Genomic DNA, 24406 nt, shown 5'->3' with positions numbered 1-24406 from the left:
TTGCTCCTTAACCGTAGAATTTTTTGTTGTTAGCAGCCATGTCACGCAACATTTGTGGCGCTTCATAAGCCTTACCTAAGTGTGCATATTTGTCGCAAAGTGCAACGTATTCAGCAACACCTGTTTGGTCGATGTAACGGCATGGACCACCACGGAATGGAGGGAAACCTACACCCATAATCATCGCCATGTCTGCTTCAGAAGCTGTCGCTACGATGTTGTCTTCTAGGCAACGAACAGTTTCGTTACAGAAAGCAAGCATCATACGGTCAATGATTTCTTGAGCATCAAACTCATGTTTTTCGGCAGTTGCGACAGATGCAACTAGCTCATACGCCGTTGGATCAACCACTTTGGCTTTTTTGCCTTTACGGTCAAGTTCGTATTTGTAGAAACCAACATCGTTCTTTTGACCCAAACGTTTGTTTTCGTACATGGTTAAAGTCGCACCTTTGAAGTCTGGCTTCATGCGGTCAGGGAAACCTTCAGCCATGACTTCTGCACCGTGAACGCCCGTGTCGATACCGACCACGTCGATCAAGTAAGCAGGACCCATAGGCCAGCCGAATTTTTCCATGACTTTGTCGACTTGTTGGAAATCCGCACCGTCTTTTAGAAGAAGGTCGAATGCACCGAAGTAAGGGAACAATACACGGTTAACCAAGAAGCCTGGGCAGTCGTTAACAACGATTGGTGTTTTACCCATTTTCTGAGCAAGAACAACCGTGGTCGCAATCGCTTCAGGAGATGTCTTCTCACCACGGATCACTTCAACCAATGGCATCATGTGTACTGGGTTAAAGAAGTGCATACCGACAAAGTTTTCAGGACGTTGTAGGTTTTCAGCCAAACGTGTGATTGAAATTGTTGAAGTATTCGAAGCAATGATCGTGTTGTCACGAACATTTTTCTCAGTTTCAGCAAGTACAATGCCTTTTACTTTAGGGTTTTCAGTTACCGCTTCAATCACGATGTCGACTTCTTTAAACTCGTCATAGCTTAAAGTAGGACGGATGCGCGCAAGCGTTTCACCCATTTGAGCAGGCTTCATTTTCTTACGTTCAACTTGTTTGGTGAGTAAGCCATTGGCTTCTTTCATACCCAAAGCAAGTTGCGGATTACCAATATCTTTCATGATGATTGGTGTGCCTTTGCTTGCCGCTTGGTAAGCAATACCACCACCCATGATACCCGCGCCCAATACAGCCGCTTGGTTGACAGGGTGTGCACCTTTTTCATATTTCTTCGAAGTTTTCTTCACCACTTGGTCATTGATGAATAGACCAATTAACGCATTTGCTTGTGGTGTAATCGCTGCTTTGGCAAAACCTGCTGCTTCTGCTTTTAATGCATCATTACGTGGAAGGCTTGCACCTGCTTGTAATGAATCAAGAAGAAGTTTTGGCGCAGGGTATTGAGCAGGGTTTGCTTTTGCAAGAACCGCACCTTTCGCCGAGTTGAACGCCATCATTTGTTCAAGTTGGTTCAACTTGACTGGGTCAATTTTTTCCTGACGTTTTGCTTTCCAGTCTACACGACCTGCAAGGGCTTGTTTCACCAAGTCAATTGCAGCATCTTGGAGTTTGTCAGCCGTTACAACCGCATCTACAGCACCATCTTTGAGTGCAGCAGCAGGTTTTTTCGGCGCAGCCATTGCCATCCATTCAACCGCATTGTCGATACCAATCACGCGGCTTAAACGAACTGTACCACCGAAACCTGGGAAGATCCCCAGTTTGATTTCTGGTAAGCCGACTTGAGCTTGTTCAGACATGACACGATAGTCACACACCAAACACATTTCAAAACCGCCGCCCAATGCCATACCATTGATTGCAGCAACTTTAGGAATGTCTAAATCTTCAAAGCTGTTGAAGATGTCATGTACAGGCATTGCCCAGTCGATAATCGCTTGTTCACCTTGCGCGAAGTTTTCACCAAATTCGGTGATGTCTGCGCCAACGATGAATGTAGATTTACCTGAAGTAACGATTAAGCCTTTTACTGAGCTATCTGCTTTTACAGCAGCAATAGCAGCTTTAAAATCTTCAATCGTTGCACGGTTAAATTTGTTGACCGACTCACCTTGTAAGTCAAAGCGGAATTCTGCAATTCCGTCCGAAAGCATTTGGACGGTAATGGCATTGCCAGCGTGGATCATGCCTGATCTCCTTTATTTTGGAGGACTTCTAAGTTGATGTTTTGAAGCGTGTTCGCTTGTTCTGTGCACGAAAATGCTTCGCTAATCTTACGATAACTATATCCAAAAAGAACATAACAAGTTGTATCAAGCAGTGACGCAATGGTCATCAATTTTAATTTCATTTACAGCAAAAATTATTGAAGTGAAAACCGTACTTAAAATTGTTCAATAAGATGCATCTGTTTTTTATACAAAAATTGTACTGCTTCATTTTTTGTTGTGCTTGATGGCGAGTCAAAAACCACCAGTCACCACTATGCAATTTGTGTCAAAAAAGTCAATTGTATTTTGGACTTTTCCACTAATGACAAAGAAGAGAACTTTATTTTATATGACTTGATTATCTATTAAGAAAAGTTAAAATTTGTGCGGGTTTTATTTTAACAACCATTCAAAAAAGAAAATATCATGACTTTAAAAAATAAACATTTATTGCTGTTACCTTTAATCTCATTGTTGCTCAGTGCTTGTGGAGGGGGTGGCGATGGTGCTAGCAACTTTAAACCTGCACCAGAAGATACTGCCAACGGTACCAAATACTATCGCATCCAGTATTATTTTGATGATAAGGGTGATGCTTTTAGCGTTTCGCATTTTGAATTGCAAAATAGAAAAATTGTGACTGCAGACAGTCATCAGCCATTGAATCAATATATTGTGACTCAACAAGCCGTGTATGAACCGTCTCAGCGTTATCAAGCTGACATTGATGTGCATTCAATGTCAGCTTGGACTTTAAATTTAATTGCCGATTTGAAAACAGACTGGAAATTCGAAAAGGTCGCGTTAAGTGGAAAAAACATCTTTGATACAGTCATGCCAGGCTATCGCGACTTACGTTTTGACACTCAAAGTCCATATGCCAATGCACGAATCTTTTTAGCTTCTTATGGTGCAGAAAAATTTCCACAAGGCAGTACCTGTTACCGTTTGATCTCCACGAAAAATAATCAATCCTATTTTAGCTTTCAAACTGATCGTGCAGAAACACAAACCTTTGCTCAGGTGCAAGCACAAAACCAGTTCACTGCCAGTTTGGCGCAAAAACAGTGGCCTAAGCTGGGAATAGAACATGTTATGGGGCAATGGGCAACTCGCTTAGATTGGAGCGTTGTTTTTAGCAGTGTGACGGGGCAGGAAATTTCAGGTTTAAGCAAAGTGCAATTCAATGATCAGGTTTATGCTGCCAATTTGAATAGTGCCAATGAATGGACGACAAAGAACCAAATTCAATTTGAACAAGACAGCATTGCATATGGCATTTATCAAGATAATCCAGAACAACTCAGAAATTCTAAACTTGCCATTGCGAGTTGGGAGCGAGGCTGTTTTATCTATAACCAAGTTGCAGCAGATAAATTGGCGACGTTAAACTTCATTCGTTAATTTATTGGGGGAGACCGTTTGGATGGCAATCATCGGATACTGACATGAACTTGTGCATTAAATTTGATAAAATTTTGCCAAAATTAAGGTCTAGCTCCATGGTCACGTTGTAGGACGTGACCATCAGAAGCAATGAAAAGAGTGCTGTATGATTAAGTGGATTATCTTTAAAGACCCGTTTGATGCAACAGTTTAATCATTGGTTTGGTAAAAATGTTATGACAGCGGCCAGTTCACCCAATGAAACAGAGGATCAAACGGGCGGTTTGAATCAGGTTTTTGGAACAGTTTATCCAGAGCTGTTAAAAACCAAAGCCTTAAAGAAAACCAATCGCAAATTGTACTATTTCTTGAAATGGTTCCTGATGTTGGGTATTTTTTTCCTGATCTTTGTACGTCCTTACATATTCTATGTATTGCTAAACCAGAACGTCCTGCGGGACATTTTTAGGTCTAAAAGTCATACGCGTTGTATCTTACAGTTGGGTATTTTTTGTGTAAGATAAGCCTAAAAGGGGGGATTATGCAAAAATTTCGTTCAAAAAAAGATTGGTGGATTTTAGGTTTTATTATTGCCATGACGGGCTTATTGCTTCAGTTGTTATTGACCATGTATGCCAAAGGAAGCATGGCACAATATCCTGTGCATACCTTGACTTATGTGTTGACCATAGCGGTGCTGTGGTGGCCTGTATGGAACACACAATATCGGATTGAAGCAGAGCAATTGGTCATTACCAGTCTGTTTTTGACATGGAAAATTCCCTTGTCTGCCATTCAAAAGATCAGTCCCAGCAATAATTCCATTGCTTCACCTGCACTTTCTTTAGATCGTCTTCAAATTGATTATCAAAAAGAGGACAAAGCCAAATTCATCTTAATTTCACCCAAAGACAAGCAGGCTTTTACGCAAGCCTTACAACAGGCACAGCAGTCTAAGGATTAATCAGTCTTAAGTTCAACCGTATAAAAAGCCCGCTCTGATCAGTTAGACAGCGGGCTTTTTAGCATTTAAAAACCTTCAAGCACCAATTTGCCTTGAGTCCGTTCTGATTCAATCGCATGGTGGGCTTGACGGATATTCTCCGCATTGATACTGCCCATGACCTGATTCAGGGTGGTTTTAATTTTCCCTGTTTCAATCAGTTGCGCGACCTGTTGCAGAAGATGGGATTGTGCTGCTATGTCAGGCGTTTGGAACATAGAGCGGGTAAACATAAACTCCCAATGCACGGCGATTGATTTACGTTTAAACAGATTAATATCTAACTGTTCAGGATCATCAATTAGACCAAACCGACCTTGTGGTGCAATCAGTTCAGCAATCTGGGTAAGATAACTGCCTGTGTGTGTGGTTGAAAATACGTAACGTGGTGCCGTTATATTTTGTGCCTGTAGTTGCTCAACCAAGGATTGACGATGGTCAAGTACAATGTCTGCGCCTAACTGTTTCACCCATGCCTGCGTTTCAGGACGAGACGCCGTGGCAATCACTTGCAATTGGGTTTTGGCTTTGAGCAGTTGAATGGCCATCGAGCCGACACCTCCTGCACCGCCAATAATCAAAATGGATTCATGCGGGTGATCATGCTGTTGTACTTGTAGACGGTCGAACAACATTTCCCAAGCAGTAATGGCGGTGAGTGGTAATGCCGCCGCTTCAGCAAAAGATAGATTTTGCGGTTTTAAACTAATGATCCGTTCATCGACCGTATGGAATTCGGCATTGGTGCCCGCTTTGGTCAAGTCACCTGCATACCAAACCTGATCGCCCACTTTAAAGTGTTCTACATCTGGGCCGACATCGACCACTTCACCTGCGGCATCCCAACCCAAAATTTTATATTGTCCCTGTTCGGGTGAAACGCGGGTGCGGATTTTACAATCGACAGGATTTACGGAAACGGCTTTGACTGCCACCAAGACTTCTCGGTTTTTTGGGGTAGGCGTTGGGAGTTCAATATCTTGTAATTGCTCGGCATCGCCGGCTTGTAAATATCCAACAGCTTTCATATTTTTAATCTCAAATTGGGTTTATGATTAAAATCTTAGCGTAGTTTTAAATTAAGTATATACGGTTAAATTCTGCATATAGTGTAGAAAAGGATACTATTGAAATGGGTAAAGCAAAGCATTCTCGATTGAATTGCAGTCCAGGCTGTGCGGTTGAGGCTGCAATCGGCATTTTAGATGGCAAGTGGAAAAGTATCATTCTATGGCATTTGTTAACCGAGCATACCTTACGTTTTGGTGAAATTCGTAAACGAATTCCCAATGTCACTCAACGCATGTTGACCAATCAACTGCGTGAGCTGGAAGAGGATGGAATTATTCATCGTGAGGTTTATCCGCAAGTTCCACCAAAAGTGGAATATAGTTTGACGCCTTTAGGTATGAGCTTACGTGAAATTTTATTGGCGCTAAAAGCTTGGGGAGATGAGCATATGGATCTGTATGGACAAGTGATGCCACAACTTCAAGCTGTAGAGTAGACTTTAGACATGTAGTTGTAAGTGATTTATAAAATCATCGTGTTCAGTTTATCAAGCAAACGATTTAATCAACTGGCTTGAAAACGCCCTTTGGCACATCCACATTATTGAATAACTTTCCAAGGTTTTAACGCACTGTGAACGAAAACGCCCGCGAACATATCGAAAAGATTCTGGCCAATATGACCACCTTGCCCGGTGTTTATCGGATGTTGGGTAAAGAGGGTGAGTTACTGTATGTGGGCAAAGCCAAAAATCTGAAAAATCGGGTATCGAGTTATTTTGTGAAAACCATTGAGCATCCTAAAACTCAGGCGCTGGTGGCACGGATTTATGATATTGAAACTTTGGTGGTTCGTTCTGAAACCGAAGCATTACTGCTTGAGCAAAACCTGATTAAACTGCATCGTCCGCCGTACAATATTATGCTGCGCGATGATAAATCCTATGTCTATATCTTTATTTCGGCAGACAAGCCTTATCCGCGCATAGCCAGTGGACGCGGCAAAGGCAAACATCAAATCGGCAAGTTTTTTGGACCTTATCCGAGTGCTTATAATGCACGTGATACGCTGTTGGTGCTTCAGAAACTGTTCAATGTCCGGCAGTGTGAAAATAGCTATTTTTCACAGCGTAAGCGTCCGTGTTTGCAGTATCAGATTAAACGCTGTTCTGCACCCTGTGTCGGCTTGATTAGTCCTGAGGATTATCAGGAAGACGTGAATAACTCCATTCGCTTCTTAAAAGGTGATACCAAAGAGCTGAATCAGGAATTGATTCAGAAAATGGAAGCTGCGGCTGAGGCGTTAGAATTCGAGAAAGCGGTGTTTTATCGTGATCGTATGGCCTTATTACGTGATGTACAGGCGCAGCAAGCCATTTATAAAATTAAGGGCGAAGCCGATATTTTGGCAATTGCCTTTCAGGCGGGCGTGACCTGCGTGCAAATTATGCATGTCCGGAATGGCAAAATGCTAGGCGGAAAAGCTTATTTCCCCGATATGTTGGGCGATGATCTGAGTGAAATGCTGTCGGAATTTATGGCCAACTTCTATTTTCAGGTGGCAGATGAAGTTCCGAATGAATTGATTGTGAATGTCGAAATTCCCAATCGAAAAGAATTGGAACAGGCTTTACAGCAGCATTTTGAACAAAAAATCCAAATTAAACACAATGTGCGTGAAACTCGAGCTGAGTGGCTAGAGTTGGCACAAATGAATGTACAACATGCCATTAAAGGCAAATTGGCGAATCATTTAGAACTCAATGAGCGTTTTCATCAACTCGAGCAGGTGGTCGGTCGCCCTGTCGATCGGATTGAATGCTTTGATATTTCCCATACCATGGGTGAAGCTACGGTTGCTTCTTGTGTGGTGTTCGATGCGGGTGGCGCGCGAAAACGCGATTACCGTCAGTTCTCGATTCAGGATATTACCGAAGGCGATGATTATGCAGCGATGCGTCAAGCGCTGACTCGCCGTTATAAAAAAGCCATGCTGCCTGACTTATTGCTGATTGATGGCGGCAAAGGCCAGTTGCATATGGCAATGCAGGTGATGCAGGATTTAGAGCTAGATGCCTTTATGGTAGGGGTATCGAAAGGTGAGGGGCGTAAACCTGGACTAGAAACACTACATTTTACGGATGGCACTAAAATCCAATTGCCCGAAGATCACAAGGCTTTACATTTAATTCAGCAAGTGCGTGACGAAGCGCATCGTTTTGCCATTACCAAACATCGTGCTAAACGAGATAAGAAGCGGGGTTCTTCTATTTTAGAGGTTATTCCAGGGCTTGGACCGAAACGCCGTCGTGATTTACTCACGCATTTTGGGGGTATTCAAGGGGTACTGAAAGCTTCGGAAAATGAAATTATGCTCGTGCCCGGTTTGGGGGAAGTCATGGCGCGTACCATTTATAAAATTTTGCATGAATCTCTATGAGTAAATAGCAAAAATGCTCAGTGACGCGTGAGTCATATGGCATTCACAAATGCGACTACATGGTGAACAATCTTTGCTAAAGGATAAAATAAGAGACAGGCATGACACTGTTAGCTGTGTATCAAGCACTTGAGCAGAATGAATGGATTGAAATACCGACAGGCTGGTTACAGGGCCGAACAATTTACGGTGGCGTGGTTGCGGGCCTGATGATGCAAAAGGCATTGGTGAGCATTGCGGATAGTTCTAAACGGTTATTGAGTACCAGTGTCACTTTTGTTGGACCTGTACAACAAGGCACAGCACGGCTGACTGCCGAGATTTTACGTCAGGGTAAGTCCGTGACCACCATTGAAGTCCGCTTATGGCAAGACGATGCCGTACAAAGTATTTTAATTGCCAGTTTTGGTGCTGCCCGATCTTCTGAAATTTATGTGCGCCAAGAACGCGCGGCACCTAATTATCTGGCACCCCAGCATTTACAAGGTATGCAGCTGAATTGCGAGTTTCCGCAGTGTTATCAGCAGTTTGATGTGCGTTGGGCTGAAGGTGAAACACCATGTACTGGCAGTGAACAAAGTGACTTTGGTGGTTGGTGTCGGTTTCATCCCGAAAAGCATAGCAATCGGCCTTTTGAGGTTGCCGACCTAATGACGCTTTTTGATATCTGGCCACCTGGGGTTTTACCGCTATTTAAGACGTTTGCACCTGCCAGTTCTTTGACGTGGCATGTGACTTATGTCAATCCATTACAGCAAAATTTACATGATTGGTTTAAATATAAAGTATTTACTGACTACGCTGCGGAAGGCTATGCCACGGAATATGCACATTTGTGGGATGCAAAAAATCGTTTAATTGCGATTTCAAGGCAGACAGTTACAGTGTTTGCCTAGTGACACTGTACCTCAATTCGTATAAAGTGGCGCTAAATACGATGAGTTAAATGTGTTCGTTTGAACCATAAAGTCATCGCTCATAAAGGGGAAAAGTTGGCGGTGTCTATGACAGCAGGTCGAATCCTGAATATTCCAAATATCTTGACCTTGGCGCGTATCGCCTTGATTCCTGTATTTTTATTAATTGCCTATTGGCCACCCGCCATTGGTGTTGCAGGACATGATGGGGGCTTAACACGGCATCTTATTTTGACTGCGATTTTTGTCCTTGCCGCGGTGACAGATTGGTTTGATGGTTATTTGGCAAGAACTTTAAATCAGACGTCTGCTTTTGGTCGTTTCCTTGATCCTGTAGCAGATAAGCTCATGGTTGCAGCGGCCTTAATTGTCTTGGTGCAATGGCAGCCGTCCATTTCAATGGCTTTTGCGGCAATTGTGATTATTTCGCGTGAGATTACGGTCTCTGCATTAAGAGAGTGGATGGCAGAGCTTGGAGCACGAACCAATGTGGCAGTCTCTACCGTTGGTAAATACAAAACAGCTTTTCAAATGATTGCAATTTCAGTGTTTTTACTCAATTGGCAACCCTTAGAAACGCTGGCTTATTTACTGCTGTATACGGCAGTTGTGCTGACTTTATGGTCAATGTTCATTTATTTAAAAGCGGCATGGCCGTATTTAAAGCAGCCTTAATTGAGCGCATTAAAAAAAACTCCAAATATGGAGTTTTTTTTATGTCTGAAAATTAAAAACAGCCATTTAAAATGCTCCGCACATTAAAAAGCCCAAGACACGGCTTGAGCTTTTTAACTCTGAGGAGAATAGCGCATGCAATACGTCATGGAAACGTAAAGCCGCTGAAGAACTATAATCATATTATGAGAATTTGTTGGCTTTATCAACCAGAAAAGCTAAATCAATTTGTTCAATTCTTGTATACGTGACACAACTTACACTTCAGCTGGGGGTTGGGTCGATAAAGCGATAAATTGTTGTTCAATCAAGGCGGCATTGCTATGTAAAACTTCAATCAGTTTGTCTAGGTTGACAAATTCGAAACGTTTTCTTGAGCCGAGTACGGTCAGAGCCAACGGGGGTTCTTTACTAGAAAACTTGATGGGAACAGATAGACCCGATACATTTGGATCGACTTCACCATTTGAGAAATAATAGCCTTGTTTCTTGATTTTTTTCATTTTATTCAGAAATTCTTGGTCATTCTGAGCAAATCCAACTTCTGCCAATTGGGTCGAAAAGCGTTGGTAATAATCTAAAATACCTTGCTTGGGTAAGTGTGAAATAATGGTTTTTGGAGATGACCCTACATAGACTGGGCGAGGGCAGCCTCGACCGTAGGACAATAAAGTTACCCCTTTGGTGACTTCATGATGCAAGTCGATGCAAGAATCATGATTTAAATGCGTCAATAGACAGCAAAACTCTGTTCGTTCAGCAATTTCTTTCATGAAAGGAATACTGATTTGAATCAATGGATTAGATTTATGTGAAATATAATCTAAAACGGCAATTTTTGAGCCGAGCGTATAGTCGCCAGAAGTTCCACTTAAGCGTTGTAATAGTTCAGCAGAAACCAATTCTTTTAAATAGCGATAGCTGGTTGGTTTGGAAAGGCCAAGTTCTTCACTAATGATATCGACATTAATGATTGGGCGAGACACTGAAAACAGGTCTAAAACGGTGAGAATTTTACCAAAACTAGAAAGTGTCATAAGAAGAAGCCACAACGTCAAAAAGAAAAAGACATTTAAAGTGATGTTATAACAAATTGTTGTTGGTCATGCAGAGCTTTTGTCATAAAACGATGGGAGATTTTAAATTAAGCGATCATCGATAATTTGATTAAATTTAATGCCAGTAAGTTTGTAAATAACAAATCAAATTATCACAATAAGATATTTTATTTGACTTTTACCGTAATTATTATGAAAATAACAGGATTGAACTTCTCACTGTAAATTTTTCTGTTCAAAATTTACGCTTGAATTGCAGTTATGACGTTTTCCTAACGTTAAAACTTGCCCTCTCATTTTTGAATATCTTCTGTTACCGTAATTGAGCGGATGGGACAGAGCTTGCGTATTGATATTGTCGACATTGGTGTGACTTTGAAAAAGATGATCCATTTAATTTCGTCTACAGGATGGGGCGATGTTGTTAATTAAGCCAATTTTAGCCTTTCGTCCAAGTCGCATGGATATGGTTTTTGCCGTTAAAACCTTTGTGGCGATGTTATTGGCTCTTTTTATTGCATTTTCACTCGACCTGACCTATCCCATGTGGGCAGCAGGGACAGTGATTATTGTGGCACATCCTTATGCGGGAATGGTGTCCTCTAAGGCGGTCTACCGCATTTTGGGAACATTGATCGGTGGGATTGTTGCCATTGTGCTGACACCACAATTTATTGATCTTCCTATCTTCTTTACACTGGTTCTAGCAGGGTGGGTGGGACTATGCCTATATCTCTCTTTATTGGACCGTACGCCGCGTAGCTATGTCTTTATGTTGGCAGGTTATACCACAGTCATGGTGGTGTGTAGCTCAATTAATAGCATTAGTACCCATAGCGTGTTCGATATGGCCTTGGGGCGAATTTTGGAAATCTCAGTCGCTGTCGTATGTAGCGCGGTGGTATCGAGCACCTTGTTTCCAGTGCATTTAGGTACGCTAGTGCAAAAGCGAGTGCAAAAGACATTGGATGATACCCGCCAAGTTTTTCGCAGCATTTTGACGGACCCAGAACACAGCCATCGTTATACCCAACTGTTGGCGGCAATTACCCGTGATACTTCAGATATTCATGCTTTAGCGGTACATTTAAGTTATGAGCGTGGTGCCCTACAAGGGATGACCAAGTCACTGCAAGAGTTATTGCACCAAGTCAGCATGACGGTTGCCAATTTGGTGGCCATGTCTGAACGGGTTGCACAGCTAGATCAAATTGATACCTGTTATCGGCAAGTTTTACCAGTGCTGCATGAGCATGTTTTACAGTTTTTACGAGCACAGCACCACGTGCGAGTTGATCAACTAAAGCAACTACCAGACAGCTTTGAGCAAGATTTTACTGCATTATCGGAATTGGCGACGGCTGAACAACAGATCATTTTACATGCCTTAAAAATGGACATTCGTCATTTTGTAGAAAATGTCGTGACCATTAAATGTTTATGGGATTTGATCCAGCAAGGTGATAAACGTATTCCAGAGCAGATTGTCACTTTAACCACGACGTATCCGAGTTTACATCGAGACCATGGTGTGGCGGTACGGAGTGCTGTCGCCGCAGTGATTGCCACGATTATTTCATTTTTGCTTTGGATTTATAGTGGTTGGCATGCGGGCTATATGATGGCGCAGTTGACCGCAGTTACGGTATGTATTTTGTCAGGCTTGGACAACCCTGTACCTGCGTTACGTTTGTTTATTCGTGGTTCAGTCTATGCGGCAATCATTACCATGTTCTATGCCTTTGTGATTATGCCCGAAGTGCATGAGTTCTGGCAGTTGGCATTTGTGCTTGCTCCGCTGTCGTTATATTTGCTAAGTATGTTGCCGAATCCGCCCTTAATGGGCTTGGCTTTGCCGATGCTGATTAACTTCATCATGAGTTTAAATTTGCAAAATCGCTATAGCACCGATGCTGTGTTACTGATTGATACCGCTTTGGCTGGGGTTGTGGGTCCCATTATCTCGATTTTTGCCATTTATTTTATTCGAGCCATGTCGCCAGAAACTACGGCCAGCCGTATTTTGGCTTTGCATTACCGTGCTATGCGAGAAGCCTTATTTATTCCGTATGGTGTTGAATTCCGAATTCATTTACGCAGTATGCTTGACCGTATTGGTGTGTTGAATACCAAGTTGGTTCAGTCCGAGCAGCTCAAACAGGCCATGAATATGGCACTGGTTGAATGCAGTGCTGTCATTAATTTGAGTCGACTGGCTGAATTTGTCCAGAATCCGGACATTAGTGTGAACTTACAACAGGCTTTTATTGCGCTACAACACAGCTTAGAACAAGCCTTTTGGGTGCAAGAAAAACAACAGCTTTTACCTGAAGCGTTAAAACAGCAGGTTTTTGCTGAGTTGTTGCATGTAGAGCAATGCTTACAAGATGAACCGAATGCAGATTTTTGTATGCGGGTAAAAATGAATATTAACAATATCCGCAGCAGTATTTTTCATGAGCATCCCTCAGAGAAAATGCCACGTGCGGCAGTAACAGGAGCTTAAGATGGGAGAGTTCAATGCGTATGGAATTTATATTCCTGTTTTCCTGATTCAAGCAATTGTTACATTTTTAATTTTTAAAGGAGTTTCAATCTTGACCAACCCATGGCTGGATAAAGGTTGGGTCGCATTGCCAGGGGTCTTCAATATTTGCCTCTATATCATTTTGTTAATGGGCGTGCATGAAGGGTTTTTGGTGTTTTGGGGTATTTAGGCCATACAGATGATTGAATTAGTTAAGAGGAAGCAGAAATGAATACCTTGGATACACGTAAAGTAATCCGCCCCATCGTCACAACCGTGATGTTACTGGCAGCGATCTACGTGGTGGTGCATTTATGGAATTATTATAATTCAGCACCTTGGACACGTGATGGTCGTGTTAGAGGGGACGTTATGCAAGTATCTTCGGATGTTTCTGGTTTAGTCACTCAGGTTTTGGTTGAAGATAACCAAACTGTCAAAAAAGGGCAGGTGCTGTTTAAAATTGATGTCGCGCGTCAGGCATTGGATGTAGAACAGGCAAAATCTGATTTAGCTAAAGCCCATGCAAGTTTGGCAGAAGCAGAAGCAGCGTTGGCTCAGGCCAAAGCCAACATGATTAAGTCACAAGCCAATGCCAATTTGGCAGATAAAAATGCCAGTCGTTACGGCAATTTGATGGAGGGTGCAATTTCGAAACAAGAACAGGATCAAATGTTCGCAGCGCGCGATCAATCGCATGCCGAGCATGAGCAAATGTTGGCAGCCATTGAACAAGCCAAAGCCAATATTGTGCAACAAAAAGCGTTAATTGATGTCGCAAGCAGTAATTTGCATTTGGCACAGCTCAATTTGACTCGTTCCGAGGTACTTGCGCCTGCGGATGGGAGCCTATCTAACTTTAGTTTACAGGTGGGTAATTATGTCAAAACTGGGGATGCTGTTGCCGCTTTAGTTAATCGTCAGCAACTGTATGTGGTCGGTTATTTTGAAGAAACCAAATTAAATCATATTCAAATTGGTGATCCTGCTACGGTACAGTTGATGGGGGATGATCAGAAAATTAAAGGTCATGTGCAGGGGATTGCTTCAGGCATTGAAGACCGTGAGCGTTCGAATAGTTCTACCTTGTTGGCAAATGTAAATCCAACTTTTACGTGGGTACGTTTGGCACAGCGGGTACCTGTGAAAATTGTGTTAGATGAAATGCCGAAAAACCAGTTGGCTTTTGTTGCAGGTCGAACAGCCACTATTCATATCCAGACCAAACAGTAGTAAATGTGGAAAAGGATTATAAAAACCCTTTTCCAGATCAAATTTTAAGGTTGAACACCTTCTGGGTGGCGATACCAACTTTCGATCAGTAATGCGGCAGCAAGGCTGTCGGCGGAAAGTTTTTTCCCACGACCTTGCGCTTGATAATGATCGAGTTCATCGCGCGCTTCGCGGGTGGTTAGGCGCTCATCGACCATCAGGGTTTCAATATTGGTTTGATGGCGCAAACGACGAGCAAACTTACGTGCGCGGGTTGAAAGCTCCGACTCACTATCATCCATATTCAACGGTAATCCGACTAAAAATAAGTTCGGTTGATGTTGTTTGACCAATTTTAGTAAATTGTCCCAATGGGGAATACCATCTTTCATGGGAAATAAAGCCAGTGGATTAGCACTGGAAATAATAGACTGCCCGACAGCCATACCCATTTTTTGTGTGCCAAAGTCAAAGGCCATAATTAATTGCGGTTGAGATAAATCAGGCATGACCAATCTCTGAAGATAACCAATTACGGTCGACGCCCATTTTTTTGTATGCTGCGTCCCAACGGTCGCCATAAGGCAAGTTAAAAATTAAATCCATATCGGCATCACAAATCAGCCAGTCACCCCGAGTGATTTCATCTTCAAGTTGGTGTTTTGCCCAGCTGGCATAGCCTAAGGCAATTTGATAACGTCCTACACCTTCATTATGTGCAATCGCATCCAAAATATCTTTAGATGTCGTGATACAGACGTTTTCCCCAACGGCAATCGATGAATGCCAAGTGGGTTGTCCTGTATGCAACACAAAGCCAGCCTCTGGACGTAAAGGGCCACCTTGTAACACATCATGTGGATGCACATTATCAGCATCAATTTCTAGATCATTAAGTAATTCTTTTACGGAAATGCCAGAAGGTCGATTGATAATAATGCCTTGCGCACCTTCATCATCATGTCGAGCCAAATAAATGACAGTATGAGCGAAAAACTCATCTTTCATTTCTGGCGGGGCAATCAGACAGCGATGCGTGAGATATTGTTTGGTCACCTAAGCATTTCTCCTTTAAAAGTCATCTATGCGATGACTACAGTCCGTAGACTTTCAACTTACAAGACTTTGCGCTATTCACCAATCTTTTTTTACAGCTTTGACCTTAAATTTATACGGGCTGGAATTTTAATTGTCTGAGTTGTTTTGCGTGTTGTAGCGTAGTTTCACTAATTTCAACACCACCTGTCATCCGTGCCAATTCCAAAATTCGCTGCGATTCTTCGAGTGAAATAATGGTGCTGCTGGCAGGATCGGTTTGCTGTTTTTTCACCAGTAAATGTTGATCAGATTGTGCTGCTACTTGCGCCTGATGGGTAATACAGAGAATCTGTACATGCTGGGCTAAATCAGCCAGTAGGCGACCGACAATTTCGGCAGTACCACCACTGATGCCTACGTCAATTTCGTCAAAGACCAAGACTTCAGCTTCGGTTTTTTCGGCATTCATAACTTGCATCACGAGGGCAATACGTGAAAGTTCTCCCCCTGAAGCCACACGTGCCAATGGTTGTGCTGGAATGCCTTTGTTGGCAGTGAAGAGTAATTGGATAAAGCTTAGTCCATCGGCAGAAGCTTGTTCTAGCGGTTCAAACTTAAACTCAAAATGGGCTTCTGGCAGCGCCAGTTGTTTTACTTGCTCGGTTAATTGTTTGGCCAATGGTGTTGCTGCCGCACGTCGGATTTCATCTAGATGCTGCGCTTTCGCTAAAAAGTCCTGATGTGCCAGTTCGACTTGTTCGGCTAAAGTTTCAGGGTCTTCTAGGGCATGTAACTGTGCTAACTCTGCTTGCCAGCTTTGGTATTCTTGATTTAAAGCTTCAGGTTGTGTGCGGTATTTACGGGCAAAACGATGGAACACTTCAAGTTGGGTATTTAATTCTTCCATGCGCTCAGGGTCATAGCTTTGACGGTCAATGAACTGGCGTAAATTTGCTGTTGCATCATCCAATTCGCTTTGTGCATTCAGAATGGAATTATGTATTTCTGCCAATTGTTCACTGCGTCCCGCATGGGATTCTAAGCGGCGAATGAGTCCTGACAATTCCTGATTGATATTCTGCTCTGCTTCATCCAGTGTATTCAAGGCATAACTACAATCTTGCATGATGTGTTCATGATGACTGAGTCGATCAAACTCCTGTTCAATCTCTTTATACGCCAATTGAACCACTTCTTCTAATTCTTCGAGTTGTAATTCAAGGGTTGCAATACGTTGTTTGCGGCTGGCTTGGGCATCGAGAGCCGCTTGATGCTGACGAATGGTTTGCAGCCAATCGGAATAGGCTTCTTTGACCTGTTGTGCAGGTTGCACAAAATTACTGTAACGATCAAGCCAGTGCTTCGGATAAGGTGGCTCTAAAAGTTGCTGTTGACTGTGCTGACTATAGAGTTGAACCAGAAGTCGCCCTAACTCTTTGAGTTCCGACAAACTGCTGGGACGACCATTAATCCAAGCTTTGCTACGGCCAGTGGCAAAGATGACGCGTCTTAAATGGATTTCACCTGAATCATCATCTAACTCATGTTGCTGTAACCAAGAGGCTTCGGGGCTATGCTGTTCATAACTAAACACGGCGGTAATATCGGCCTTATCTGCCCCATAGCGCACATAATTGGTGTCTGTGCGCTCGCCTAAGCTGGCTGAAAGTGCATCCAGTAATAATGATTTTCCTGCACCAGTTTCACCCGTAAGAACATTAAAACCTTGATCAATATCAATGGCTAAGTGATCAGCTAAGGCAAAATTGATGAGAGTTAAATGTGTCAGCATAAACGCGTCCAAGCTGCGAAAAGTTTGGTTTCTGTAAGATAGTCAAATTTTTTAATTCTCACAAGGTTCAGTCTGTGCTGAAACTGTGTTGGATTCTATATTAGCGTAAATTTTTCAATTGCATAGTAAAGATTTAAGACTAAAGCAATTTGAGTCTCAAGCATCAATCATATACAATTTTTCAGTTAAAATGGGGCTGTAAAAGTGTGACTCTAGGTTTTCTAGTAAAAATGCTGTTTACAGATAAACACCGATTGATTAGTTGCTATTGCCTATTTAAACTACATCAATCATTAAGATATTTATCCGCATCATCTGGAGAATACGCATGTCAGCTCAGTTTGATCATGTATCAGTTATCAAAAAATCGAACGTTTACTTTGGTGGATTATGCATTAGCCATACCGTTCAATTTGAAGATGGAACCAAAAAAACCCTAGGCGTTATTCTTCCAACTGAACAAGCCTTAACGTTTGAAACACATGTGCCTGAGCGTATGGAAATTATTTCGGGTGAGTGCCGTGTAAAAATTGCGGATAGCGAAGAAAGTGAATTGTTCCGTGCAGGCCAATCATTTTATGTGCCTGGCAATAGCCGTTTTAAAATTGAAACAGATGAAGTTTTAGACTATGTGTGCCACTTAGAAGGCTAAGTCTAGGACGGATAAGCAAAGCTATTTTAACGAAAATCAGTTAAACTACGGCTTAAGTTAAAATCCTGTAAAGGCAACTTTGCAGGATTTTCTTTTTGTATTTTCTCCTATCTTTTTGCTTACTCGAGGTTGTTCATGGCAAAACCTGAATATTATTATGGCGTTCATTCGGTAGAGTCGCTCTTAGAATTGGAGCCTGAACGTGTTCTAACTTTGTTCACCTTAAAAGGGCGTGATGACCAACGTTTAAAACGTGTACTTGAGTTGGCTGAACCGTTTGGTATTAGCGTACAGCAAACTGGTCGTGATCGATTAGAAAAAATGGCAGGCTTGCCGTTCCACCAAGGGGTAGTGGCCGCCGTCCGTCCTAATCCAGTCTTCAATGAAAAAGATCTGGAAGCCTTACTGAAGCAATCACCCAATTGTTTATTGCTGGGTTTAGACCAAGTTACCGATCCACATAACCTAGGCGCGTGTATTCGTACTGCGGCTGCTATGGGTGTGGAAGCTGTAATTGTGCCGCGTGATCGTTCTGCAAGTTTGACCCCAACAGCACGTAAAGTTGCAGCGGGCGGTGCTGAAAAAGTTAAATTTATCCAAGTGACCAATTTGGCACGGACTCTAGCGCAAATTAAAGATGAGTTTAATGTGCGTGTGGTAGGGACCATGTTGGATGAAAAGGCTTTGCCATTACAACAGTTCGATTTTACTGGAACCGCCGTATGTGTGGTGATGGGTGCTGAAGATACAGGCCTGCGTCCAATTACCCAGTCTCAATGTGATCAAACCGTTTATATTCCGATGGCAGGCAATTTACAAAGCTTGAATGTGAGTGTGGCAACGGGCATGGCACTCTATGAAGCATGTCGCCAACGTCAAAGCGTTTAATTTAGTTTTTATTGCTTAGCATACTGTTGTAAAGATGATTTCACACCGCTCCCAAGGCTATTTGTTTGTTGCCATTACCATGTGCATTTGGGGCGGATTTACTTTGACTTCTCGTTTAAGTGCACAATGGCATATCAGTGCGTGGGATATCACCGCACTGCGTTTTTCATTGGCTTTTTGTATATTAACGCCCATTCTCATTTATAAAAAAGACACTGCTTTTTTATGGCATAAACAACCGATCATTTTGGCACTTATCGGTGGTGTGGCGTATTGTTTAACGTCATATAGTGCATTTCATTATGTTCCTGCGGCACATGCGGCCATTTTCTTGAATGGTTGTTTACCACTATGTACTGCAATCGCGGCATATTTACTGTTTAAACAACCTTTTGATCGCCATACGTGGCTAAGTTTGGCGATTATGCTGACCGCGATTGGCTCTATGTCTTATCTGATGTATCAGGAAACTGGGGTTGCTTTTGGTTTTGGTGACTTACTGTTTCTGTTGAGTGCAATCTGGTGGGGGATTTTTACGGTTCTATTGCGGCAATGGAAACTTTCCGCTTGGCATTCCATGGCGAGTGTCGCGATTTGGTCTGCCATCATCTACTTGCCTATCTATCTGCTATTTTTACCGAAACATCTCGATCAACCAGAACCGATGCATTTGTTGTTGCAAACACTTTTCCATGGCATTTTTGTGGTGATTGTTGCAACGCTAACTTACGTGGAAGCAATCAAGCGACTCGGTGCATTTAAGGCAGGTAGTATTGTGACTTTGGCGCCATTTATTGCCGCGATTCTGGCTGTGCCTTTATTGCATGAACCCTTAAGTTTGGCAATTATGTGCGGTTTGCTGGGGATGGGAATTGGGGCTTTGCAGCCATGGCGCTGGTTGCGTAAAGATTCGTTACAAGCACAGCTCGATCAGCAAAAGAGGTCATCTTAAACTGACTGCTTTTGCTGTGCCATGCTTAAATATTTTTGATGTAAAGGTTCAAGATGTGCATAAAGATGGCTGAGATGACCATCATTGAGCACAATATCATGGGCCAGCTGTTGTTTTTGCATTCGTGGCATTTGTGCTTGAATAATTTGTCGGATTTGCTGAATACTTTGGCGATCTCTTTGGCTGGCACGTTCAATCTGTAAGTCTTCCGATGCATCAATTAATAAGACACGATCAGTTAACTCATGTTGATTGGTCTCTAGTAGTAGTGGTGAGACCAGAATCACATAAGGACTTGTGGCATTCTGCAATTGCTGAAGAATTGATTGTCGAATAGCAGGATGGGTGATACTTTCCAAGATTTTACGTGCATCAACATGTTGAAAGATATGCTCACGTAAAGCTTTGCGATTCAGTGCCCCTGTTTTATCGAGGACCCAGTCGCCAAAGGCGGCCTGAATCGCATATAAGGCAGGCTGATTGGGTTCGACGACTTCACGCGCGACAATATCCGCATCAACCACTTGAATACCTTGGGTTTCAAACCAGTGACTAGCAGCAGATTTCCCGCTGCCAATCCCACCTGTAAGACCGAGAATGAATGGGTCTTGCATGCTCATTGTCCTAGATAAACTTTCATAATTTGCTCACCCCATAAAAAGGCAACCCAACCTGCAATCGCAATATAGGGGCCAAAAGCAAAAGGTTGATTTTCTTTACGGATTTTAAGCAGAATAATTCCGATGATTGCACCGACCAGTGAAGACAGCAATATGATTAAAGGTAGCAGTAAGGGACCCATCCAAGCCCCTAAAGCGGCTAGCAATTTAAAGTCACCATAACCCATGCCTTCTTTACCCGTAATGATTTTAAACAGGTAATACACAATCCAGAGGCAAAGAAAACCAATGATATAGCCCCAAATAGCAACACTTGGAGAGGTATAAATTGAATAGCTGTTAATTCCGAGCCCTAAAGCCGCCAATGGTAGAGTGTAACGATCGGGTAAAAGTTGGGTATCGAAATCAATAAATGTTAGTGCGATTAATGTATAGGTGAGAATCAAACCAAACAGCATCTGAAGGGTTGCACCATAGACTACGACGACTGTTAAAGCACAGATGGCAGTCAGCAATTCAACTAAAGGGTAGCGGATACTGATCGGGTTACTACAGGTTCCGCATTTACCACGTAATGCTAACCAGCTAATGATAGGGATATTCTGATACCAATGAATAGGTTTGTTACATTTTGGGCAGGTTGAAGCGGGCTGGCTGAGACTGAGTTTTTTCTCATCCAAAATGGCTTGTTCAGGATGTAAGAGTAGTTGACAGTCTTGACGCCATTCTTGCTCCATCATTTTTGGGGTGCGATAGATGACAACATTTAAAAAACTACCAATGCATAAACTAAAAATCCCAACCGCGACATAAAGTGCAGTTGGGTTTTGAATGAAATAATAAAGTAAATCTTGCATTAAACCACAGAGCCCATTTGGAAGATTGGAAGATACATGGCAATGACCAGACCACCGACAAGAACCCCAAGAACCGCCATGATTAAGGGTTCCATCATTGAGGTTAAGCCATCGACGGCGTTATCCACCTCATTTTCATAGTGTGTGGCGACTTTATCCAACATGGCATCCAGTGCACCTGATTCCTCACCAATGGCAACCATTTGTACTGCCATAGCAGGGAATTTATCCGTGACCCGCATGGCAAATTGCAACTGTTGTCCAGTCGCAACATCATCCCGAATTTTAAGTACCGCTTGCTCATAGACCACGTTATTGGTTGCTCCAGCAGTCGATTCTAAAGCATCAATCAGTGGAACACCTGCAGCAAAGGTGGTGGCTAAAGTACGGCTGTAGCGCGCGATGATGGCTTTATAAACCAGATCACCAAAAATAGGGGCTTTTAATGCCGCTTTATCTAAAAAGTCACGGAATTTTTTACTGCGTTTCTTTGCTTCAAGAAATACAGCAATCAAAACACCAATCGCAATAATTAGAATAAACCAGTATTTTTGCATCCATTCCGACATATTCACCACCATTTTGGTAAAAGCTGGTAGATCAGCTCCAAATGAGCTAAATAAATCTTGGAAAACAGGAACCACTTTGACCATCAAAATAATGGTGACAATAATTGCAACCACAACTACAGAGGCTGGATATTTCATGGCTTTTTTGATTTTTTGTTTCAGGAGTTCGCTTTTTTCTTTATAGATTGCGACACGATCCAACATGGTTTCAAGCGCGCCTGATTGTTCGCCAGATTCGACCAAAGAGCAAAATAAATTGTCAAAGTACTGGGGGTATTTTTTTAGCGCACCAGCAAAGGTATTACCGCCTTCAACTTCGCCTTTAATACCCAAAACCACTTCCCGCATTGACGGGTTTTCCAAGCCTTCAGCCACAATTTCAAAGCTTTGTACCAAAGGGACACCTGCTTTCATCATGGTGGCCAATTGGCGTGTGAAAATAGTGATATCCAGTGTGCTGACTTTCTTTTTTAATAAACCTTCAAGAATATTTTTTCGCTTTTCTCGAATGGTTTTAATGGCCACTCCTTGCTTACGTAATGTGACTTTAGCTAAAGCCATATTCCGTGCAGGGAGTTCCCCTTTAATTTTTGCCCCTTTGCGGTCAACTCCTTCATAACTGAAGGTTGGCATCATCTGTGCTTTTTTGACAGCCATGCGTTTATCCTTATTTTAAATACGTACTTTATTCGCTGGTCACACGATTGACTTCTTGTAGTGAAGTTACCCCTTGTATGACCTTCTTCAAACCTGAAATACGTAGATTATTAAACCCCAATTTTGCCGATGCTTCTGCAATTTGAATTGCATTACCATCTTCCATAATAATCTTGGATATTTCAGATGTAACTTTCATTACTTCATAGATCCCGACACGCCCTTTATAGCCGTCTCGACATTCTGAACAACCGACAGGTTGAAAAATTTTGAAATCTGGCTGTTGTATCTCTTGTTCGCTAAAGCCCATTTCTAACAAACTATTTTTGGGTACTTCAGCAGGTACTTTGCATTGTGGACAAAGTCGTCGAGCAAGTCGTTGTGCAATCACTAAGTTTACAGAGGTTGCAATATTAAAGGAAGGGACGCCCATATTTCTTAAACGCGTCAGGGTTTCTGGTGCGCTATTGGTATGTAGGGTAGACATCACCATATGACCCGTTTGCGCGGCTTTAATCGCAATTTCAGCAGTTTCTAAATCTCGAATCTCACCGACCATGACAATGTCTGGATCTTGTCGTAAGAACGACTTTAATGCTGCTGAGAAGGTTAGACCAACTTTATTGTTCACGTTAACCTGATTAATACCTTCCAGGTTGATTTCGACGGGATCTTCAGCTGTTGAAATATTGGTGTCTTCTTTGTTGAGAATATTCAAACCAGTATAGAGAGAAACCGTTTTACCTGAACCTGTGGGACCTGTGATGAGTAGCATCCCTTGTGGTTTTTCCAGAGCTTCCATAAATAAGGCTTTTTGTTCAGGTTCATAACCTAAGGCATCAATACCCAGCATTGCGCTCGAAGGATCTAAAATACGCAGTACAATTTTTTCACCAAAAAGTGTCGGCAGTGAGTTGACACGAAAATCGATAGCTTTCGTTTTTGATATTTTAAGTTTAATTCGTCCATCTTGAGGAACACGTTTTTCAGCGATGTCCATTTGCGACATGACTTTTAAGCGTGAAGCAAGACGGTTGGCTAACTGTAATGGTGGCGTAGCAATCTGGCGTAAAACGCCATCCACACGGTAGCGCACACGATATACTTTTTCATACGGTTCAAAGTGTAAGTCCGATGCACCCATACGTATCGCATCAATCAATAATTTATTGATATATTTAACAATTGGGGCTTCATCTTCTTGAGGTTGATCATCGTTATCTTCTTGATCCGTATGCTCTTCATGGACATGCAATTCAAAGTCATCATCAAACTCGAAGGTACTTTCTTCGGCATAATTTTGTTCAATAATTTTTTCTAATTTGTCATGTTCAACAATAATGGCTTCAATGCTGAGCTTACTGTTGAAACGCATCGCATCCATGGCATCCATATGGGTCGGATTGCTGGTTGCAACAAAGAGTTGATGACCACGTCGGAAAATGGGCAAAACGCGGAATTTGGTAATCAATTTGTCTTCAACGACATCTCTTAAAATATGAGCAGAGTCATAAGTCGAAAGATCAAATAAGGGCTCACCAAACTCTTCAGAAATTTTTTCGGCAATGACAATTGGTTTGAGTTTTAAATTCTCAATCAAATAAGGAACAATATCTTGGTTGGTTTTCTTTGCACTGCTAACAGCAGCCTGCATGTTTTCAGTAGAAACGATTCCATCTTCGACCAAACGGCGAATAAAACCTGTAAATCGTGGAGAACCTTGTAGTGCTGTCATTCGCTCAATGCCTACTTCAATTAAATTGTTTATAATTGGTATCGTAAAATTATACTTTTGTTGTATAAAAATACCATATCTGAAAGTGTTGTGTTTCGCTAACTATTCATGAAAAGCTTGAACCAGTCTAATGAAACTGATTTTTTTTGCCATTTTAATGACTGAAAAAAATATAAAAAAGTGAAGTTAATACTAAACTGTCAAGAAAATTATCTTCTCGATAAAGAATTCCG

General features: G+C 42.2%; 22 protein-coding genes and 1 pseudogene. 13 read left to right on the top strand and 10 right to left on the bottom strand.

Annotated features, from left to right (window positions below; translation table 11 throughout):
- Positions 1–7 precede the first annotated feature (7 nt).
- A complete protein-coding gene (gene fadB, locus E0H82_RS07820) occupies positions 8–2161 on the bottom strand; it encodes a fatty acid oxidation complex subunit alpha FadB (RefSeq protein WP_131264115.1) in 2154 nt (717 codons plus the stop codon).
- 450 nt (positions 2162–2611) lie between these two features.
- On the opposite strand from fadB, the gene E0H82_RS07815 reads away from it, so the two are divergent.
- From E0H82_RS07815 to E0H82_RS07805, 3 genes and pseudogenes are all read left to right on the top strand, one after another.
- Positions 2612–3589, top strand: a complete 978-nt coding sequence (locus tag E0H82_RS07815) for a hypothetical protein (RefSeq protein WP_131264114.1) — start codon at positions 2612–2614, stop codon at positions 3587–3589.
- A 182-nt stretch (positions 3590–3771) separates the two neighbouring features.
- Positions 3772–3999, top strand: a pseudogene (locus tag E0H82_RS07810) (lipid A hydroxylase LpxO); the annotation flags it as partial.
- 113 nt (positions 4000–4112) lie between these two features.
- Entirely contained in the window at positions 4113–4535 is a 423-nt protein-coding gene (locus tag E0H82_RS07805; protein ID WP_131264113.1) for a PH domain-containing protein, read from the top strand.
- A 65-nt stretch (positions 4536–4600) separates the two neighbouring features.
- Here the strand turns inward: E0H82_RS07805 and E0H82_RS07800 are convergent, their stop codons facing one another.
- Complete coding sequence (locus tag E0H82_RS07800; protein WP_131264112.1) at positions 4601–5602, bottom strand: zinc-binding alcohol dehydrogenase family protein; 1002 nt, start codon at positions 5600–5602, stop codon at positions 4601–4603.
- 104 nt (positions 5603–5706) lie between these two features.
- On the opposite strand from E0H82_RS07800, the gene E0H82_RS07795 reads away from it, so the two are divergent.
- The 4 genes from E0H82_RS07795 (at position 5707) to pgsA (ending at position 9616) form a co-directional block, all read left to right on the top strand.
- Positions 5707–6081 (top strand): winged helix-turn-helix transcriptional regulator, encoded by a 375-nt coding sequence (locus E0H82_RS07795; RefSeq protein WP_131264111.1) that lies wholly within the window; start codon positions 5707–5709, stop codon positions 6079–6081.
- A 137-nt stretch (positions 6082–6218) separates the two neighbouring features.
- Complete coding sequence (gene uvrC / locus E0H82_RS07790) at positions 6219–8024, top strand: excinuclease ABC subunit UvrC (protein WP_131264110.1); 1806 nt, start codon at positions 6219–6221, stop codon at positions 8022–8024.
- Positions 8025–8125: 101 nt separating this feature from the next.
- Positions 8126–8920 (top strand): thioesterase family protein, encoded by a 795-nt coding sequence (locus E0H82_RS07785; RefSeq protein WP_131264109.1) that lies wholly within the window; start codon positions 8126–8128, stop codon positions 8918–8920.
- A 108-nt stretch (positions 8921–9028) separates the two neighbouring features.
- Positions 9029–9616, top strand: coding sequence for a CDP-diacylglycerol--glycerol-3-phosphate 3-phosphatidyltransferase (gene pgsA, locus E0H82_RS07780; RefSeq protein WP_131264143.1), 588 nt, complete (start codon positions 9029–9031; stop codon positions 9614–9616).
- Positions 9617–9873: 257 nt separating this feature from the next.
- Here pgsA and E0H82_RS07775 read toward each other — a convergent pair whose 3' ends face one another.
- Positions 9874–10653: an IclR family transcriptional regulator gene (locus E0H82_RS07775; protein WP_131264108.1), complete on the bottom strand. Its 780-nt coding sequence runs from the start codon at positions 10651–10653 to the stop codon at positions 9874–9876.
- A gap of 439 nt (positions 10654–11092) precedes the next feature.
- On the opposite strand from E0H82_RS07775, the gene E0H82_RS07770 reads away from it, so the two are divergent.
- The 3 genes from E0H82_RS07770 to E0H82_RS07760 are packed head-to-tail and all read left to right on the top strand — an operon-like array spanning position 11093 to position 14434.
- A complete protein-coding gene (locus E0H82_RS07770) occupies positions 11093–13180 on the top strand; it encodes an FUSC family protein (protein WP_165492933.1) in 2088 nt (695 codons plus the stop codon).
- Position 13181: 1 nt separating this feature from the next.
- Positions 13182–13391, top strand: a complete 210-nt coding sequence (locus E0H82_RS07765; protein ID WP_131264107.1) for a DUF1656 domain-containing protein — start codon at positions 13182–13184, stop codon at positions 13389–13391.
- Between the two features lie 38 nt (positions 13392–13429).
- On the top strand, positions 13430–14434 hold the full coding sequence (locus E0H82_RS07760; RefSeq protein ID WP_131264106.1) for an HlyD family secretion protein: 1005 nt from the start codon (positions 13430–13432) through the stop codon (positions 14432–14434).
- A gap of 44 nt (positions 14435–14478) precedes the next feature.
- On the opposite strand, the gene ruvX is transcribed toward E0H82_RS07760, so the two are convergent.
- The 3 genes from ruvX to recN all read right to left on the bottom strand — a co-directional run bounded on the left by ruvX (position 14479) and on the right by recN (position 17243).
- Positions 14479–14922 carry a Holliday junction resolvase RuvX gene (ruvX, locus tag E0H82_RS07755; RefSeq protein ID WP_131264105.1) on the bottom strand — a complete coding sequence of 148 codons (444 nt, stop codon included), beginning with the start codon at positions 14920–14922 and terminating at the stop codon, positions 14479–14481.
- Complete coding sequence (locus tag E0H82_RS07750; protein ID WP_104441194.1) at positions 14915–15469, bottom strand: YqgE/AlgH family protein; 555 nt, start codon at positions 15467–15469, stop codon at positions 14915–14917. The genes ruvX and E0H82_RS07750 overlap by 8 nt, the downstream gene beginning before the upstream one ends.
- Positions 15470–15581: 112 nt before the next feature.
- A complete protein-coding gene (recN, locus tag E0H82_RS07745; protein WP_131264104.1) occupies positions 15582–17243 on the bottom strand; it encodes a DNA repair protein RecN in 1662 nt (553 codons plus the stop codon).
- A gap of 328 nt (positions 17244–17571) precedes the next feature.
- Between recN and E0H82_RS07740 the strand changes: the two genes are divergently transcribed.
- From E0H82_RS07740 to E0H82_RS07730, 3 genes are all read left to right on the top strand, one after another.
- The gene (locus E0H82_RS07740) at positions 17572–17895 is read left to right on the top strand and encodes a pyrimidine/purine nucleoside phosphorylase (RefSeq protein ID WP_016168405.1); all 324 of its coding nucleotides are present in this window, start codon (positions 17572–17574) and stop codon (positions 17893–17895) included.
- A gap of 135 nt (positions 17896–18030) precedes the next feature.
- Positions 18031–18783: a 23S rRNA (guanosine(2251)-2'-O)-methyltransferase RlmB gene (rlmB, locus tag E0H82_RS07735; protein ID WP_131264103.1), complete on the top strand. Its 753-nt coding sequence runs from the start codon at positions 18031–18033 to the stop codon at positions 18781–18783.
- Between the two features lie 34 nt (positions 18784–18817).
- Positions 18818–19735, top strand: a complete 918-nt coding sequence (locus tag E0H82_RS07730) for a DMT family transporter (protein WP_131264102.1) — start codon at positions 18818–18820, stop codon at positions 19733–19735.
- Here the strand turns inward: E0H82_RS07730 and coaE are convergent.
- Genes coaE through pilB form a run of 4 tightly spaced genes read right to left on the bottom strand, consistent with a single transcriptional unit; the run spans position 19732 to position 24173 of the window.
- A complete protein-coding gene (gene coaE, locus E0H82_RS07725; protein WP_131264101.1) occupies positions 19732–20349 on the bottom strand; it encodes a dephospho-CoA kinase in 618 nt (205 codons plus the stop codon). The genes E0H82_RS07730 and coaE overlap by 4 nt on opposite strands.
- Before the next feature lie 2 nt (positions 20350–20351).
- Complete coding sequence (locus E0H82_RS07720; protein ID WP_131264100.1) at positions 20352–21212, bottom strand: prepilin peptidase; 861 nt, start codon at positions 21210–21212, stop codon at positions 20352–20354.
- Entirely contained in the window at positions 21212–22438 is a 1227-nt protein-coding gene (locus E0H82_RS07715) for a type II secretion system F family protein (protein ID WP_131264099.1), read from the bottom strand. Before E0H82_RS07715 ends, E0H82_RS07720 begins: the two co-directional genes overlap by 1 nt.
- Before the next feature lie 28 nt (positions 22439–22466).
- On the bottom strand, positions 22467–24173 hold the full coding sequence (gene pilB, locus E0H82_RS07710) for a type IV-A pilus assembly ATPase PilB (protein ID WP_131264098.1): 1707 nt from the start codon (positions 24171–24173) through the stop codon (positions 22467–22469).
- Positions 24174–24406: the final 233 nt, after the last annotated feature.

The sequence above is a fragment of the Acinetobacter sp. ANC 4910 genome (assembly GCF_004331035.1).
GTDB lineage: Bacteria > Pseudomonadota > Gammaproteobacteria > Pseudomonadales > Moraxellaceae > Acinetobacter.
This window is presented reverse-complemented; position numbering and strand designations above follow the sequence as displayed.

Bases quoted from the DNA above. Each gene is read 5' to 3' on its own strand.
- fadB (WP_131264115.1), bottom strand. From the start codon at position 2,161: ATGATCCACGCTGGCAATGCCATTACCGTCCAAATGCTTTCGGACGGA.
- E0H82_RS07815 (WP_131264114.1), top strand. From the start codon at position 2,612: ATGACTTTAAAAAATAAACATTTATTGCTGTTACCTTTAATCTCATTG.
- E0H82_RS07805 (WP_131264113.1), top strand. From the start codon at position 4,113: ATGCAAAAATTTCGTTCAAAAAAAGATTGGTGGATTTTAGGTTTTATT.
- E0H82_RS07800 (WP_131264112.1), bottom strand. From the start codon at position 5,602: ATGAAAGCTGTTGGATATTTACAAGCCGGCGATGCCGAGCAATTACAA.
- E0H82_RS07795 (WP_131264111.1), top strand. From the start codon at position 5,707: ATGGGTAAAGCAAAGCATTCTCGATTGAATTGCAGTCCAGGCTGTGCG.
- E0H82_RS07785 (WP_131264109.1), top strand. From the start codon at position 8,126: ATGACACTGTTAGCTGTGTATCAAGCACTTGAGCAGAATGAATGGATT.
- pgsA (WP_131264143.1), top strand. From the start codon at position 9,029: ATGACAGCAGGTCGAATCCTGAATATTCCAAATATCTTGACCTTGGCG.
- E0H82_RS07775 (WP_131264108.1), bottom strand. From the start codon at position 10,653: ATGACACTTTCTAGTTTTGGTAAAATTCTCACCGTTTTAGACCTGTTT.
- E0H82_RS07770 (WP_165492933.1), top strand. From the start codon at position 11,093: ATGTTGTTAATTAAGCCAATTTTAGCCTTTCGTCCAAGTCGCATGGAT.
- E0H82_RS07765 (WP_131264107.1), top strand. From the start codon at position 13,182: ATGGGAGAGTTCAATGCGTATGGAATTTATATTCCTGTTTTCCTGATT.
- E0H82_RS07760 (WP_131264106.1), top strand. From the start codon at position 13,430: ATGAATACCTTGGATACACGTAAAGTAATCCGCCCCATCGTCACAACC.
- ruvX (WP_131264105.1), bottom strand. From the start codon at position 14,922: ATGCCTGATTTATCTCAACCGCAATTAATTATGGCCTTTGACTTTGGC.
- recN (WP_131264104.1), bottom strand. From the start codon at position 17,243: ATGCTGACACATTTAACTCTCATCAATTTTGCCTTAGCTGATCACTTA.
- E0H82_RS07740 (WP_016168405.1), top strand. From the start codon at position 17,572: ATGTCAGCTCAGTTTGATCATGTATCAGTTATCAAAAAATCGAACGTT.
- rlmB (WP_131264103.1), top strand. From the start codon at position 18,031: ATGGCAAAACCTGAATATTATTATGGCGTTCATTCGGTAGAGTCGCTC.
- E0H82_RS07730 (WP_131264102.1), top strand. From the start codon at position 18,818: ATGATTTCACACCGCTCCCAAGGCTATTTGTTTGTTGCCATTACCATG.
- coaE (WP_131264101.1), bottom strand. From the start codon at position 20,349: ATGCAAGACCCATTCATTCTCGGTCTTACAGGTGGGATTGGCAGCGGG.
- E0H82_RS07720 (WP_131264100.1), bottom strand. From the start codon at position 21,212: ATGCAAGATTTACTTTATTATTTCATTCAAAACCCAACTGCACTTTAT.
- E0H82_RS07715 (WP_131264099.1), bottom strand. From the start codon at position 22,438: ATGGCTGTCAAAAAAGCACAGATGATGCCAACCTTCAGTTATGAAGGA.
- pilB (WP_131264098.1), bottom strand. From the start codon at position 24,173: ATGACAGCACTACAAGGTTCTCCACGATTTACAGGTTTTATTCGCCGT.